Source organism: Rhizobium sp. P43, from assembly GCF_056730705.1.
Genome location: NZ_CM161539.1, coordinates 596,274 through 610,635, shown reverse-complemented (window position 1 = coordinate 610,635; position 14,362 = coordinate 596,274). Strand labels below are relative to the sequence as shown.

General features: G+C 63.0%; 14 protein-coding genes. 6 read left to right on the top strand and 8 right to left on the bottom strand.

The window, feature by feature from the left end:
* Nucleotides 1-3 precede the first annotated feature (3 nt).
* Nucleotides 4-396, bottom strand: coding sequence for a hypothetical protein (locus AC1PUL_RS02890; protein ID WP_480466535.1), 393 nt, complete (start codon nucleotides 394-396; stop codon nucleotides 4-6).
* 172 nt (nucleotides 397-568) lie between these two features.
* Here AC1PUL_RS02890 and AC1PUL_RS02885 point away from each other — a divergent pair, with 172 nt between their 5' ends.
* Nucleotides 569-1,597, top strand: coding sequence for an RluA family pseudouridine synthase (locus AC1PUL_RS02885; protein ID WP_298462844.1), 1,029 nt, complete (start codon nucleotides 569-571; stop codon nucleotides 1,595-1,597).
* A gap of 191 nt (nucleotides 1,598-1,788) precedes the next feature.
* Nucleotides 1,789-2,691, top strand: coding sequence for an RNA polymerase sigma factor RpoH (gene rpoH / locus AC1PUL_RS02880; RefSeq protein WP_480466534.1), 903 nt, complete (start codon nucleotides 1,789-1,791; stop codon nucleotides 2,689-2,691).
* 78 nt (nucleotides 2,692-2,769) lie between these two features.
* On the opposite strand, the gene AC1PUL_RS02875 is transcribed toward rpoH, so the two are convergent.
* Both AC1PUL_RS02875 and AC1PUL_RS02870 read right to left on the bottom strand, forming a co-directional pair.
* Nucleotides 2,770-5,223, bottom strand: a complete 2,454-nt coding sequence (locus AC1PUL_RS02875; protein WP_480466533.1) for a DNA polymerase III subunit gamma/tau domain-containing protein — start codon at nucleotides 5,221-5,223, stop codon at nucleotides 2,770-2,772.
* 60 nt (nucleotides 5,224-5,283) lie between these two features.
* Complete coding sequence (locus AC1PUL_RS02870; RefSeq protein ID WP_480466532.1) at nucleotides 5,284-6,582, bottom strand: adenylosuccinate synthase; 1,299 nt, start codon at nucleotides 6,580-6,582, stop codon at nucleotides 5,284-5,286.
* Between the two features lie 215 nt (nucleotides 6,583-6,797).
* Between AC1PUL_RS02870 and AC1PUL_RS02865 the strand changes: the two genes are divergently transcribed.
* Nucleotides 6,798-7,694: a DMT family transporter gene (locus AC1PUL_RS02865; RefSeq protein WP_480466531.1), complete on the top strand. Its 897-nt coding sequence runs from the start codon at nucleotides 6,798-6,800 to the stop codon at nucleotides 7,692-7,694.
* Between the two features lie 18 nt (nucleotides 7,695-7,712).
* On the opposite strand, the gene AC1PUL_RS02860 is transcribed toward AC1PUL_RS02865, so the two are convergent.
* The 5 genes from AC1PUL_RS02860 to ung form a co-directional block, all read right to left on the bottom strand.
* Nucleotides 7,713-8,471 (bottom strand): metallophosphoesterase family protein, encoded by a 759-nt coding sequence (locus AC1PUL_RS02860; protein WP_480466530.1) that lies wholly within the window; start codon nucleotides 8,469-8,471, stop codon nucleotides 7,713-7,715.
* 102 nt (nucleotides 8,472-8,573) lie between these two features.
* Nucleotides 8,574-8,972: a hypothetical protein gene (locus tag AC1PUL_RS02855; RefSeq protein ID WP_480466529.1), complete on the bottom strand. Its 399-nt coding sequence runs from the start codon at nucleotides 8,970-8,972 to the stop codon at nucleotides 8,574-8,576.
* Between the two features lie 79 nt (nucleotides 8,973-9,051).
* The gene (locus tag AC1PUL_RS02850; RefSeq protein ID WP_480466528.1) at nucleotides 9,052-9,450 is read right to left on the bottom strand and encodes a DUF1236 domain-containing protein; all 399 of its coding nucleotides are present in this window, start codon (nucleotides 9,448-9,450) and stop codon (nucleotides 9,052-9,054) included.
* 261 nt (nucleotides 9,451-9,711) lie between these two features.
* On the bottom strand, nucleotides 9,712-11,139 hold the full coding sequence (locus tag AC1PUL_RS02845) for an aldehyde dehydrogenase family protein (RefSeq protein WP_480466527.1): 1,428 nt from the start codon (nucleotides 11,137-11,139) through the stop codon (nucleotides 9,712-9,714).
* 100 nt (nucleotides 11,140-11,239) lie between these two features.
* Nucleotides 11,240-11,932 carry a uracil-DNA glycosylase gene (gene ung / locus AC1PUL_RS02840; RefSeq protein ID WP_480466526.1) on the bottom strand — a complete coding sequence of 231 codons (693 nt, stop codon included), beginning with the start codon at nucleotides 11,930-11,932 and terminating at the stop codon, nucleotides 11,240-11,242.
* Between the two features lie 97 nt (nucleotides 11,933-12,029).
* Between ung and AC1PUL_RS02835 the strand changes: the two genes are divergently transcribed.
* Genes AC1PUL_RS02835 through AC1PUL_RS02825 form a run of 3 tightly spaced genes read left to right on the top strand, consistent with a single transcriptional unit; the run spans nucleotide 12,030 to nucleotide 14,247 of the window.
* Nucleotides 12,030-12,389: a hypothetical protein gene (locus AC1PUL_RS02835; protein ID WP_480466525.1), complete on the top strand. Its 360-nt coding sequence runs from the start codon at nucleotides 12,030-12,032 to the stop codon at nucleotides 12,387-12,389.
* Nucleotides 12,386-12,985 carry a DedA family protein gene (locus tag AC1PUL_RS02830; protein ID WP_480466524.1) on the top strand — a complete coding sequence of 200 codons (600 nt, stop codon included), beginning with the start codon at nucleotides 12,386-12,388 and terminating at the stop codon, nucleotides 12,983-12,985. Before AC1PUL_RS02835 ends, AC1PUL_RS02830 begins: the two co-directional genes overlap by 4 nt.
* Nucleotides 12,986-13,044: 59 nt before the next feature.
* A complete protein-coding gene (locus tag AC1PUL_RS02825; RefSeq protein WP_480466523.1) occupies nucleotides 13,045-14,247 on the top strand; it encodes a ceramide glucosyltransferase in 1,203 nt (400 codons plus the stop codon).
* Nucleotides 14,248-14,362 lie beyond the last annotated feature (115 nt).

Genomic DNA, 14,362 nt, shown 5'->3' with positions numbered 1-14,362 from the left:
GCCTCAGTCGCCGGCCAGCGTGACGTCGGCGATGATGCGGCCGAGCGCGAGGTCGAAGACGAAAGCCTTGCGCTCGCCGGCTGCGGTCTCGCCATAGATCAGCATCTGGCTGCCCGAGAGGGACGTCTGGGCCACACGGAAGCCGGCCGGCAGGTTAGCCGTCACGCTGAGCGGCTGATCGGAGGGCACGGCGAAGGGCTGCGATGTCGCAGCCACCGGCTCGTTGCCGCCCTGGTCCTGGGTGAGCTTGTAGAAGATCGACACCAGAACGGCGAGAAACAGCGTCGCCATGATGCCGCCGGAGATCAGCTGCAGCTTGACCATCTTGCGGCGCACACCTTCCATGACCGGATCGAGCGGCTTGTCTTCCTGGTTCTCGTCATCGATATGCGTCATGGCTGCAGTCATTTCCCACTTGCGTTCGCGCTCCTCTCGACGCTTTCACCGGGGCGAACGGACCGGAGAAAATCGCCGGGCGGACCGGCAGTCGATTGTCGAAAACCCCGGTCTGTGCCAAATGGCAGCGACAAAGGCCAAAGCCCCGGCCGCCGTATGACGGGATGACATGATGACCGACCCCTTTAACGAAGCCGCCGCATCAAGGAAAGAGCTGATTGCAGAGGATGATGCCGAGGGCCGCATCGATGCCTGGCTGACGGCCGCCCTCGGGCAGGAGTTTTCCCGCAACCGGGTCAAGGCGCTGATCGAACAGGGCGCGGTGCAGCTGAACGGCAATCTGCTCGACAGCCCGAACCGCAAGATCAAGCCAGGTGACACCGTGGTCATCGATCTGCCGGAACCCGAGGATCCGCAGCCGAAGGGCGAGAACATCCCGCTCGACGTTCTCTATGAGGACAAGGACCTGATCGTGATTGCGAAGCCCCCCGGCCTCGTAGTCCATCCCGGTGCGGGCAATTGGAATGGCACGCTGGTCAATGCGCTGATCTATCACTGCGGCGACAGCCTGTCGGGCATCGGCGGCGTCAAGCGCCCCGGCATCGTCCACCGCCTCGACAAGGACACGTCCGGCGTCATGGTCGTCGCCAAGAACGATATCGCCCATCGCCACCTCGCCGACCAGTTCGCCGACCATGGCCGCACGGGCCCGCTGGAGCGCGCCTACCGCGCCGTCGTCTGGGGCCGCCCGCGCACGCTCGCCGGGACGATCGACGCAGCCCTTGGCCGTTCTGGCGCTGACCGCACCAAGCGCACGGTGAAGCGCGAGGACACCGACGACGCCCGCGAGGCCATCACCCATTACACCGTGCTGGAACGCTATGGCGAAAAGCCGGATGCCACCTGCCTCGCCTCGCTGGTCGAATGCCGCCTGGAAACCGGCCGCACCCACCAGATCCGCGTCCACATGGCCCATATCGGCAATCCCCTGATCGGCGACCAGGAATACGGCGCCGCCTTCAAGACCAAGGCCAATCTCCTGCCCGAGGACGCCAAGCGCGCGGTGAACAAGTTCCACCGACAGGCCCTGCACGCCTATCTGCTCGCCTTCGAGCACCCGACCACGGGCAAGACCATGCGCTTCGAAGCCCCGATCCCGGCCGACCTGCAGAAGGTCATCGACGCCTTGAAGACCATGTGAGCTGCGAGCCGAACAGTCGGAAACGCTGCGCGAACGGTTGACAGTCCGTCAATCCACGCGCGCGGGAACCGATCCCTTGTATCGCCGTTTTGCCATACTTATTTGTTATCTGGATTTCTGTGGGGAAATGAGATCCACGGAGATGGGGCTCGCCGTCGCTATGGGAGCCCGGAAGGAAGAAGGGGTGCTATATGGCCCGCAATACGCTGCCGACCATCACTGCCGGTGAAGCCGGCCTCAATCGTTATCTCGATGAAATCCGCAAGTTCCCGATGCTGGAACCGCAGGAAGAATACATGCTCGCCAAGCGTTACGCCGAGCATGCCGACCGCGACGCCGCGCATAGGCTCGTGACAAGCCATCTGCGCCTCGTGGCGAAGATCGCCATGGGCTATCGCGGCTACGGCCTGCCAATCGGCGAAGTCGTCTCGGAAGGCAATGTCGGCCTGATGCAGGCCGTGAAGAAATTTGACCCGGAACGCGGCTTCCGCCTGGCCACCTATGCCATGTGGTGGATCAAGGCCTCGATCCAGGAGTATATCCTGCGCTCGTGGTCGCTGGTGAAGATGGGCACGACCGCCAACCAGAAGCGCCTGTTCTTCAACCTGCGTCGCCTCAAGGGCAAGATCCAGGCAATCGAGGAAGGCGACCTGAAGCCCGATCAGGTGACCGAGATCGCCACCAAGCTGAACGTCTCGGAGGAGGAGGTCATCTCGATGAACCGCCGCCTCTCCGGCGACGCCTCGCTGAACGCTCCGCTGCGCGCCTCCGAAGGCGAAAGCGGCCAGTGGCAGGATTGGCTCGTCGATGACCACGACAGCCAGGAAGACGTGCTGATCGAGCAGGACGAACTGGAAACCCGTCGCAGCATGCTGAAGCGGGCGATGGCCGTCCTCAACGACCGCGAACGCCGCATCTTCGAAGCCCGTAGGCTGGCCGACGACCCGGTCACGCTGGAAGAACTCTCCGCCGAGTTCGACATCAGCCGCGAACGCGTCCGCCAGATCGAGGTACGCGCCTTCGAAAAGGTCCAGGAAGCCGTCCAGAAGGACGCGCTGGAACGCGCCAAGGCGCTGAGGGTGGTGGAGGCTTAAGAACCTCACCCCAATCTGCAGCCAACAAAAAACCGGGTGTGGCGACACACCCGGTTTATCTTTGTCCTGCGCTCTGCCTCAGTTGGCAGGTGCTGCCGGAGTCAGCGCCGCCCATTCGCGGATCACCTGGTCGAAGACATTCGTGCCCGTCGTGCCCTTGTCGAGCGTGATCAGGGCGCGGCGACCGTTGCGATAGGTGACGGGAATATCGATCCAAGCGCGCGTCGAGAGAAGCTCAAGGTTCCGTCGCACCACATCCTCGAAGTCGTTGAGTGCGACGAGATAGGTGTCATCGGTAACCTTTGCCGTGACGGCGACAAGCGGATCACCACGATCCTGTTCGGTCCGCTTCATCGCGATCCGCTGCAGGTTTTCAATCGCGCCGCCTTCGAAATCCGCCGGCACGGAGAAGACAACCTCGATGATGTGGCTCGCCGGCAGCGAATTGTCCGTGTTGCGCTTGAAGGTGAGCAGCGCTGAGATGCCGCGTTCGGGAACATTGATCCGGCCCTGTATTTGCGGATCGGGCCGCCCGTCGGCACCGTTTTCGCGCACGGCCGTCCAGGTGATCGAGCCGGGCACGGCAACGGGCGTCGCCTGGCCGATACGCTCCTCATAGAGGAACAGCTTTTCACCACCGGCAACGGCGGCGGTATTGGCGGCGGTTCCGGGGGTCTGAGTTGCGGCCGCACCATTGGCGGCGGCAGGCGGATCGGTGGGCTCGACAGTGGACGCCACCGTCTGCGCGGAAACGGAACGACCTTCCGCCGGCGCGCCGTCGATCGGTGCGGAGCCCGCACCCTCATCGACTTCTGTCCCATCGGGGCGAAGACGCTGCGTGAATTTCTGCGGAGCTGTCGTGCCGTCCGCCGGGGGTGTGACTGCTTCCGGCGCGGCCGCCGTCTCGGCGGGAGCCGCATCCGGTGCAGCCGCCGTTGCAGGCGCCTCTGCCGTCGGCTCGGCTGGTGCGACCTCGCCGGTAAGATTAGCGACCATGCCGCCGATCTGATCGCGCATGCTCCAGGCGAGGTAACCGGCGCCACCCAGCACGGCAATCACCAGCGCGCCGATGATAACAGGCGCAAGGTTGCGGCGCTTCTTCGGCTCCAATCGATAGGCAGGTTGCTGGCCATAACCGCTGACCAGCGCTTCCATACCATCGGCCTGAGAGGCGAGATCGACCTGCGCGCCTTTCGCGCTCGGCGCGAAGCTGTCGATATGTTCGTCCCACTCGGTGGCGGGAGCTGCAGGCGTCGAGCCAGCGGCACGCGTGTCCTTGCCGCCCTGCTCGACATGTTCCTGGAACCACTGACTGAAGTCATCGGCGTCGATGGCCGGAGTTGCCGGCGTGGATGCGAGCTTCCCAACAACTGCGGGATCTGCATCCGGCAGGCTCAGGCCTTCCGGCGCCACATAATCGCGGCTCGCCTCGACCCGCACCGGTTCGATGTAAGCGGGGAATTCGTCCGTCGGCGTGTAGGAAGCAGAGGCCGGGCCTGTATCGATTTCCGGCAATTCGGGCACGCGGTTGGCCGCCGTCTCGGTCGCAGCAGGAAGATCCCAGCTGGCAGCCGGTATCGTCGGGACCGGATCGAGCGAACGGCTCTGGAGCCAGTCCTCAACCGAATCGACACGGATAGAAGCCTCAGGCGGCTCGGGCGGCCGATGGGCTTCGACATCCTCCGTCTCGGCGATCGGCAGTTCCTGAGAGGCGGATACGATCTCTGGCGCCGCCACAATATCCCAGGCGGGAGCACCCGCATCGGGCTCCTCGTTTCTGGACCAGGTTTCCTCGGCAGTTGGCGCATTGACATAAGGCGCAGCGGCGACCTCGGTCGCGTCCTCCGCTGTGACCGGAGCCTCCGGCAACGGCGCACTCACCGGTTCTGGCTCCGTCGCAATCGGCTCCTCGACGGTACGATCATAAAGGCCGGCATAGGCGGCTTCCTGATCGTCGCGACCGAAAGAAGGCTCGGTGCTCCATGAGGTCGAAACGGGCTGAACCACGTCTGCAACAGGTTCCTCGGCCAGGGCAACCGGCTCATCGGCCACCACCGGTGCAGGCTCCGCCATATGGGCATCCGCCCAATCATCGCCTGTTACAGCCGGAGCAGGTTCAACAGGTTCGGGCGCAAGTGTTTCCACGTCCGCCGCGGGTTGATACGCAGATGTGTCGTTATTCTGAACTGGCGGAGCGTCAGCTGCGGGTTCCGGTTCCGGCTCTGCCCAAGCGGGAGCAGACGCCGCAACAGTCGCTGCCGCCACGGCGGCAGTGGCCGGCATCGCGGAGACCGGCTGCTCCTGCTCGAGCGGCGGAAGCGCATCCGCATGCTCCGCCTCGACTTCACGGATAGCCTGATCGAGCTTGTCGAGCTGACGCTGCAGCATATGCTCGGGCGGGCGCGGTGACATGTTCTCGAGCTGCCGAACGACAGCGGCGCGAGCCTTTTCATAAACTCGCGCACGCATCTCCGGAGTATTGTTCGACAAGCCATCCACGGCCCGTCGAATCACAGCGATAAAGTCAGCCATCAGCACTTTCTCTTGAGAACCGGCCCCGCCGCGCCGGTAAATTTTCAGTAAAATCCTAGATTAGTCCTCGAAGGGGTCCGTCACAAGTATGGTGTCGTCGCGCTCGGGACTTGTCGACAGAAGCGCGACCGGCGCGCCGATCAGTTCTTCCACCTGACGGACATATTTAATCGCCTGAGCCGGAAGATCAGCCCATTTCCGGGCACCTACCGTGGATTCTTTCCAGCCTTCGAGCGTGATGTAGATCGGCTCGACGCGTGCCTGGGCGGCCTGCGCTGCCGGCAGATAGTCAATCTCCTGCCCATCAAGCTTGTAGCCGACGCAGATCTTCAGCTCTTCCAGACCATCGAGAACATCGAGCTTGGTGAGCGCGATGCCGGTGATTCCATTGGTCGCGACCGACTGGCGCACGAGTGCCGCATCAAACCAGCCACAGCGCCGCTTGCGGCCCGTGACAGTGCCGAACTCATGGCCCTTTTCGCCGAGGAACTGGCCGATCTCGTCATGCAGCTCGGTCGGGAACGGACCTTCACCAACGCGCGTCGTATAGGCCTTGGTGATTCCGAGGATATAGCCGAGCGAGCCCGGGCCCATGCCGGAACCGGCCGCAGCCTGGCCGGCGACGGTATTGGACGAGGTCACGAAGGGATATGTGCCGTGGTCGATGTCGAGCAGCGAGCCCTGAGCACCTTCGAACAGGATGCGCGAGCCCTTGCGGCGCTCCTTGTCCAGGAGGACCCAGACCGAATCCATGAAGGGCAGCACGCGATCGGCGATCGACGTCAGTTCCTCCATGATCGTCTTGTGCTCGACTTCCGGAGCGCCGAAACCGCGACGCAGGGCGTTGTGATGCGTGAGGATCCGCTCGACCTTCCCGTCGAGTGCGTCAAGATCCGCGAGGTCCATCACGCGGATCGCGCGACGGCCGACCTTGTCTTCATAGGCCGGGCCAATGCCGCGACGGGTCGTGCCGATCTTCGTACCGCTGTTGGAGGCTGCATCTTCGCGCATTCCGTCGAGTTCGCGGTGCAGCGAGAGAATCAGTGTCGCGTTTTCGGCGATGCGCAGATTGTCCGGCGTGACGTCCACGCCCTGGTCCTTCAGGCGGCCGATCTCGGCGATCAGCGCATGCGGATCGACGACCACGCCATTGCCGATCACGGCCTTCTTGCCGGGGCGCACGACGCCCGACGGAAGCAGCGAGAGCTTGTAGGAAACGCCGTCGATGACGAGCGTGTGGCCGGCATTGTGTCCGCCCTGGAAGCGGACCACGATGTCCGCACGTTCGGAGAGCCAGTCGACAATCTTGCCCTTGCCCTCGTCACCCCATTGCGAACCAATCACCACGACATTCGTCATCATCTAATCCTGTATATTGCGCAGTGCCTGCGCCTACCCAAACCCGCGCATCTATACTGTGTTGTTTTTGGGAAATCGACCCGTCTTGACGAGCGATTTGGCTTTTTACGTGACAAAGCCCGACCCCTCGCCTATTTCCAAGGCAATTCGCGCCGCGACGAACCGGGGGGAGACGGTTTCGGCGAACGGCGCCTGCATGCAGGGAAGAGACACCTTTGCCCATCCGCGCCTATACTTTTCTTGTGATCACCACCCTGCTCTGGGGCGGCAACACGATTGCCGGCAAGCTGGCACTCGGCCATGTCAGCCCGATGGTTCTGAGCTTCGGCCGCTGGGCGCTTGCGACCGTGATCATCGCCGCCATCTCGATCCCGCAGATCCGCAAAGACTGGCCGGTGCTGAAAGCCAATTGGAAGCTCCTGGTCTTCTACGGCGCCGTTGGCTATGCGGCCTTCAACGGCTTCCTCTATACAGCGCTCAAATACACGAGCGCAGTCAACGGCGCGATCGAACAGGGCGCCATCCCGGTGCTGATCTTCGTCATCAACTTCCTGCTGTTCCGCATTGCCGTCTCCGCGATCCAGATCCTGGGCTTTATGATCAGCTTCGTCGGCGCGGCGGTCACCGCGTCGCATGGCGATCTGCAGACCCTGCTGACCCTGACGCTGAACTATGGCGACCTGCTGATGCTGTTTGCCGGTATTTCCTACGCGGTATACACCGTCTCACTGCGCTGGAAGCCGCCCGTCCACTGGAAAAGCCTGATGGCCGTCCCGGCACTCGCCGCCGCAATCACCTGTCTGCCGCTCATGTGGTGGGAAGCCGGTCGTGGCGAACTCATCCTCCCGGACACGCAAGGCTGGCTGATCATCCTCTACGCCGGTCTCTTCCCGTCGCTGATCTCGCAGATCCTTTACATCAAGGGCGTGGAAGGCATTGGCGCCAACCGCGCCGGCCTCTTTATCAACCTCGTGCCGGTCTTCGGGACGCTTCTGTCGATCACCATCCTTGGCGAGAAACTGGAAGTCTTCCATATCGTGGCGCTGGTTCTCGTTCTCGGCGGCATCGCAATCGCTGAATGGGGCAAGCCTGCGGACAAGCCCCGGACCTGATCCTTCAGCCCATCGGGATCAGCCGACCGAGAGGACCGTGACCTCACCCGCCTGCAGCCGCGCGGCGGTCAGACGTCCCGTGCGGTAACAATGCGTGTCGAGACTGACGCGCTCGGCCCCCACATAGGCCTCCCGCATCGGCGTGTGTCCGTGGAAGACCCTGACCGGGAGACCCGGACCGAGGTCGAGAAACGACCGTCGTATCCACATCAGATCGTCGTCGGTCTGCTCTGCGAGAGGCCGGCCCGGACGCAGGCCCGCATGGACGAAGACATCGGTGCCGATGGTCAACAGCACCGGGAGCTGACGCAGAAACTCGACATGGCTCGCAGGGACTGCCGCGCGGATCGCTTCCCGCAGCACATGCCGCGCACCGTCGAGGGCAAGCGCTTCCATGTCGAGACCGTAAGAGGCGAAGGTCTGTTCGGCGCCATGATCGAGCACCCAGTCGCCGGCGGGATCGCCATCGAGGAAGGCGAGAAACGCATCGTCGTGATTGCCACGAAGGCAGATACGCTCGAAGCCGGCGGGCGGCGAGGCGGTCAGATGATAGATCACCGCCGCCGATTTCGGTCCGCGATCCACATAGTCGCCGAGCATGACGATCAGCTTGCGCCGCTCGATCCCGGCGGCATCCGCAACGATGCGCTCTTCGAGCGCGATCAGCGCGTCGAGACAGCCATGCACATCGCCGATGGCATAGACAACGGCGGGTTCCGAAGGATCGATCGCAAGGCGGGGTGCCCGCATTCCCTCACTCGCCATCATATCGCTCATCGATCGATCCCCGATTGACCCAGTCATCGGCAAGGAAAGCGCAGCCGCAGCAAAAAGGCCAGCCCCCGGGGGAGCTGGCCTCGTCGAAAGCCCTTGATCGGATCAAGGCGTGCTGCTGGCCGGCGGGGTCGCCGGAGCGGGTGCCGGTGCGGCAGGCTGGGCCGGGGCCGCATCGCCAGCCGGCGGCGTCGCGGGTGCCGGATCGGCCGCAGGCGGCGTGGCGATATCGGCCGGCGGTGTTACCGTCTCGGCTGGCGGAGTCGCCGTGTCGGCCGGCGGAGTCGCGGGAGCATCTTCAGGCGGGGTCGCCGGCGTCGTGCTTTCCGTTGCCGTCGTCGCTGGGCTATCGGCGGTATCAGTGCCGCCGAAGACGAAGAACGCGCCAACTGCGATCACCACGATCAGCAGGATGGCGATGCCCCAGGTCGCGCCACCGCCTGCAGAGGTCTGCTGGGTCACATGCGGACGCTGATCGAGGCGAGGATCGGGACGTTGGTCCATGGTATTTCCTCCTGGATTGGGCGACCGACCGCCAAGCGATCGGCCAAGCCTTTCTGTCTCTGAAACGTCGGAAAGCCGATTACTGGACGACGCCGACTACGACGTAGGTCTGCGGATCGACGATGACGCGCTGATTGTTGACGACCGCGTAAGCGTACGTCGGGTCGTCCGGGATCGGGGTCAGCACGATTTCCTGCGGCAGGGGCTCACCGACGACCACCTGCTTTTCGATCACGACCGGCTGGGTCGGCAGCGGCTGCTGCTGAACATAGGTGACGACCTTCGGCGGCGGCGGAGCAACCGCGGTACCCGCAATGGCACCCACCACGCCACCCACGGCAGCACCGACCGGTCCACCGACAATGGCGCCGGTCACGGCACCACCGGCCGCACCCGTGACAGTGCCTTCCTGTGCCAGAACGGGCGTCGTGACAGCACCGAGTACAAGAGCTCCGAGAGCGATAATCTTCGTATTCATGGCTAGATCCTTTCCGTTGACTGCCATTGACGGAAAGAACGGACTTCACGGAAAATTGTTCCCCACACACCCCTGAAGCCCTTATCGCAAGCCTTTGGAAAAATTGGCAAAATTTAGGCAGAGGCGCGACATTTGAGGCAAGGTTTACTTCAAGTGGCAGCAAAACGGCCGTCGCTGGCAAGGCGCAGCCAAGCCGGATCAGGGAAACGCACGCTCGGGTGCGAGAGGAGAAATGGCAGAATGCGTCTTCTGAAGAACCAATCAGGCGCCCCAGCCGACAATGCCCTTGATCTCGAGAAAATCGTGGATGCCCCAGTCCGCATATTCGCGGCCGTTCCCGGACTGTTTGTAGCCTCCAAATGGCGCTGACGTATCCCACTCCGGGTAGTTGAGATAGACGGAACCGGCGCGCATGCGGGCTGCAACCTGCCGCGCATGCTCGATGTCTTCAGACTGCACATAGGCCGCCAGGCCATACACGGTGTCGTTGGCAATCGCGATCGCCTCCTCTTCCGTCTCGTAGGGCATGATCGACAGGACGGGGCCGAAGATCTCTTCGCGCGCGATCGTCATGTCTGGCGTCACATGGCCGAATACCGTCGGACGGACATAATAACCCCGGTTGAGTCCCTCGGGCCGACCCGGACCGCCGGTGACCAGCAAGGCTCCCTCTTCGATCCCAAGTTCGATCAGCCGCTGGATCTTGTTGTATTGGATATTGCTGACCACCGGACCGAGAACGGTATCCTCGGCGCGTGGATCACCAACCTTATGGGCGTCTGCGGCCGCTCGCGCGATGTGCAAGGCCTCGTCATGTCGATCCGCCGGCACCAGCATCCGCGTCGGTGCATCGCAGGACTGGCCGGAATTGCCGAAGCAGCCTTCGACCCCCTTCACCACCGCTGTCTCAAGGTCGGCATCCGGCAGGATGATGTTGGCCGACTTGCCGCCCAATTCCTGGGCCACACGCTTGACCGTATCGGCAGCCGTCTTGGCAACCACGATCCCCGCCCGCGTCGAGCCGGTAAAGGACACCATATCGACATCGGGATGACCGGCCATCACCTGACCGACCTCTGGCCCGCGCCCGTTGACAAGGTTGAACACGCCCTTTGGCGTCCCCGCGGCCTCCATCACTTCGGCGAAGATCAGCCCCGAGATCGGCGCAATCTCCGAGGGCTTCAGAACCACCGTGCAGCCGGCAGCGATGGCAGGCGCCACCTTGCAGACGATCTGGTTGAGCGGCCAGTTCCAAGGCGTGATCAACGCACAGACGCCGATCGGCTCCTTGACGATCCGGGTGGAGCCGCGCTGTTCGGCAAAATCGAATGCCCTGAAGGCGGAAATTGTCGCCTCCAGATGCGCCCTGCCGGCCGCGGCCTGTGCCTCCCGCGCAAAGGCAAGCGGCGCACCCATCTCCCGGCTAACCGCCTGGGCGATATCTTCGAAGCGCTCATTGTAGATGGCCAGGATTCGCTCCAGCAGCGCCAGCCGCTCAAAGCGATCGGTCAGCGAAAACGTCGCGAAGGCGTCACGGGCTGCCTTGACGGCACGATCGACATCAGCACGGCCACCGATCGAGATCGTCGTGAACGGCTCTTCGGTCGAGGGATCGATGACGTCGAGACGGGCCGGAGCCATCGGATCGACCCATGCACCGTCTATGAAGAACTTCAAATGGTTGGACATGCGGACTCCGACGGAGTGAAACGAAGATGGTGGCACTATTGGTCACATGCAGGATCGCGGCAAGCACTTGAAAAGGTCATGAACACGTCTTGTTGCGCGCTCATGGTTGATTTGGCAGCTGCCAATCAATCACCGACCGACCTTTTGACAGAAGAAACTCATTGGCCTGCGAAAAGTGCCGGCAGCCGAAGAAGCCGTTATGCGCCGAAAGCGGCGACGGATGCGGCGCCTTCAGAACCAGATGCCGGGCCCGATCTACAAAGGCGGCCTTTTTCTGCGCATAGGAGCCCCAGAGCATAAAGACCACATGCTCACAGTCCCCATTGACCGCGCGGATCACGGCATCGGTAAACCGCTCCCATCCCTGCCCTTGATGGGAAGCCGCCCGCGATTCTTCGACCGTAAGAACGCTGTTGAGCAGAAGCACACCCTGCCGGGCCCAGTGTTCGAGAAAGCCATGACGCGCAGGCACAATGCCGAGATCGCTCTGCAGTTCCTTGTAGATATTGACGAGCGAAGGCGGGATGCGCACGCCGGGTCTGACGCTAAAGCAGAGACCATGCGCCTGTCCGGCACCGTGATAGGGATCCTGACCAAGGATGACGACCCGCACCTGGTTCAGCGGGGTGAGATCGAGCGCCCGGAAATACTCGGCACCTTTTGGAAAGATCTGCTTTCCATCAGCCTTTTCCCTTTGCAGAAAATCTTTGAGGTCGCGCATATAGGGCTGCGCGAATTCGGACCCCAGCACCGCTTTCCAGCTGTCTTCGAGCCTGACTTCCGCCTCCGCCATTGCCGCCGCTCCTCATTCTCGCTTACATGCCACAAGACGATAGAGGCACGCCGACCTGACCTGTCAACCTGCGGCCGCCCCAGCACACAAGAGAACCGTGAAGACATTCCTGAAACTCTGGCAACGCCACCGCATCCTCACCTCGGCCTTTCTGCTGGCCATGGCGTTTGCGATCTTCTTCGCCGGACGGACAATCTTCTTTGTCGCCTACTGGAACGACCCGGCACGACAGGACCTGCCGCCCGAGCCCTGGATGACGATCGGTTATGTTGCCCATTCCTGGCATGTACCCGTCGAGAAGCTGGCCCGCGACCTCGATCTGCCACCGCCGCCGAAGGACGGCCCGCGCCCCTCTCTGGAGCGGTTGGCGAAAGAGCGTGGCCAGAGTTTCGAGGACTTCAAGGCTGACATCGAGGCGTCCCTTGCCGAACTTCGGCGTCAGGGCCCGCCGAAATGACCCTCACGGAAACGCTGCTCGCGTCCCTGCCGTCCTACGGACTGTCACTGCTCGCGCTTGTCGTCGGCATCAGCTGCCTCGGCGCGCCCCTGCCAGCCTCGATCGTGATGATGCTGATGGGCGCGCTTGCTGCCGCCGGTGACTTCACCCTCTGGATCGTGATTGCGGTTGCCCTGTCCGCCGCAATCGCCGGCGACCAGATCGGCTATGTTCTGGGCCGCCTCGCCGGACAGCGGCTGATCCCGCTTGTCAGCCGCAACGCGCAGCGCCGCAGGGCAATTGAACGGGCCGAGCGAGAGATGGATGCACGTGGCAATATGGCCGTTTTCCTGACCCGCTGGCTACTCTCGCCGCTTGGCCCCTATCTCAATCTCATGGCCGGCGCTTCCGGTTTCTCCTGGATGCGCTTTACGCTGGCCGGCATTCTCGGCGAGGCCGTCTGGGTCATTCTCTACACCGGACTGGGCGCGAGCTTCAGCGAGAGCGTTACGGAGATCGCCGAAATCAGTGGCAGCGTCAGCGGTTTCCTGGCAGCCGCTGCCATTGCCGCATTCCTGGGCTTCAAACTGCTTCAGGCGCTGCGCCACAAGGACTGAGGCTTCGCCGAACTGTCACACAGCGATGCTATCCGGAACGGAAAATCCGGAGACTCGCCATGACTGCTCTGATCTGGTTTGCCGCGATCGCCCTCTTCGTCCAACTTGCAAGCATCGCCTTCGTCCTCTCAACGAGACTGCGAAACCGCAATCACGAGGCGGCGGCGACGGCCCGTCCGCCGGTCACCCTGATCCGACCAATCTGCGGGCTGGAAAACAACCTCGAACGCTGCCTTGCATCCTCGTTCCTGCTGGACTGGCCGAGTTACGAGATCATCTTCTGTGTGGCCAAAGCCGACGATCCGGCAGCGTCTGTGGCTCGCCGCTTGATGGCGGCGCATCCACATATTCCTTCCAGGCTGCTGGTCGGCGAAGACCTGTTCAGCGTCAATCCGAAGATGAACAATGTCATCAAGGGCTGGCGTTCCGCCCGTCACGACTGGATCGTCATGACCGACAGCAACGTCCTGATGCCGCCAGACACGATCGAGCGAATGATCGGCCGCTGGGACGACCAGACCGGTCTCGTCTGCTCGCCGCCTGCCGGGACAGAGCCGGAAAACTCTGGGGCGCTGCTGGAATGCGCCTGGCTGGACAGTTTCCAGGCGCGCTGGCAGCTTTTTGCCGATGCCTGCGGCTTCGGCTTCGCTCAGGGCAAGGCCATGCTCTTCAACCGGCAACTGATAGCCAGGCTCGGCGGCTTCGAGCGGCTGGGTGAAGAAGTGGCCGAGGACGCCGCCGCGACGCTCCTGATCCGCAGCGCTGGCCTCAAGGTTCGGCTCGTGCACGAGCCCTTCCCGCAGCCCCTGGGTGAGCGTGACATCAAGGCCGTCTGGAAACGACAGCTGCGCTGGGCTCGCCTGCGTCGCGCCTCCTTCCCGCTCTATTTCCTGCCGGAAATCTTCACCGGGATCGCCCTGCCGCTGGCGGCCATGGGCACACTGGCAATCACCGATGCACTGCCCGCCATCGCACCATTCGCTTATATCGTCGCCTGGTATGGCGCAGAGGTGGTGCTGGCGAGAGCCTTTGGCTGGCCGACCGGTTGGCGCATTTTACCCGCCATGATGCTCCGCGACCTACTCTTGCCGGTGCTCTTCGTAACGGCCTGGTTCGGCAGCGGCTTCGAATGGCGCGGCAATGCCATGACGGTCGCCGACAACGACAACAGCCGCAGCGCACGCATCCGCGAGGCGATTGCACGCACCCGCGACAAGGCTCGCGAAAAGGCTCGTGCATTGGTCACGGCCCGCAGCCACTGATGCCCGGAGGTGGCTGGGGCTAAGCGATCGACAACGCCACTCCGCGTCATCTCACTCATTGGAGCAGTGATGCGTTTGATGCGTCGATGGAAAGGTGAGCGCCGATGAGGCGCTG

Excerpts from the sequence above, each read along its gene's own strand:
- AC1PUL_RS02845 (WP_480466527.1), bottom strand. The coding sequence starts at position 11,139 with ATGTCCAACCATTTGAAGTTCTTCATAGACGGTGCATGGGTCGATCCG.
- rpoH (WP_480466534.1), top strand. The coding sequence starts at position 1,789 with ATGGCCCGCAATACGCTGCCGACCATCACTGCCGGTGAAGCCGGCCTC.
- AC1PUL_RS02870 (WP_480466532.1), bottom strand. The coding sequence starts at position 6,582 with ATGACGAATGTCGTGGTGATTGGTTCGCAATGGGGTGACGAGGGCAAG.
- AC1PUL_RS02830 (WP_480466524.1), top strand. The coding sequence starts at position 12,386 with ATGACCCTCACGGAAACGCTGCTCGCGTCCCTGCCGTCCTACGGACTG.
- AC1PUL_RS02875 (WP_480466533.1), bottom strand. The coding sequence starts at position 5,223 with ATGGCTGACTTTATCGCTGTGATTCGACGGGCCGTGGATGGCTTGTCG.
- AC1PUL_RS02885 (WP_298462844.1), top strand. The coding sequence starts at position 569 with ATGACCGACCCCTTTAACGAAGCCGCCGCATCAAGGAAAGAGCTGATT.
- AC1PUL_RS02890 (WP_480466535.1), bottom strand. The coding sequence starts at position 396 with ATGACGCATATCGATGACGAGAACCAGGAAGACAAGCCGCTCGATCCG.
- AC1PUL_RS02860 (WP_480466530.1), bottom strand. The coding sequence starts at position 8,471 with ATGAGCGATATGATGGCGAGTGAGGGAATGCGGGCACCCCGCCTTGCG.
- ung (WP_480466526.1), bottom strand. The coding sequence starts at position 11,932 with ATGGCGGAGGCGGAAGTCAGGCTCGAAGACAGCTGGAAAGCGGTGCTG.
- AC1PUL_RS02850 (WP_480466528.1), bottom strand. The coding sequence starts at position 9,450 with ATGAATACGAAGATTATCGCTCTCGGAGCTCTTGTACTCGGTGCTGTC.
- AC1PUL_RS02825 (WP_480466523.1), top strand. The coding sequence starts at position 13,045 with ATGACTGCTCTGATCTGGTTTGCCGCGATCGCCCTCTTCGTCCAACTT.
- AC1PUL_RS02855 (WP_480466529.1), bottom strand. The coding sequence starts at position 8,972 with ATGGACCAACGTCCCGATCCTCGCCTCGATCAGCGTCCGCATGTGACC.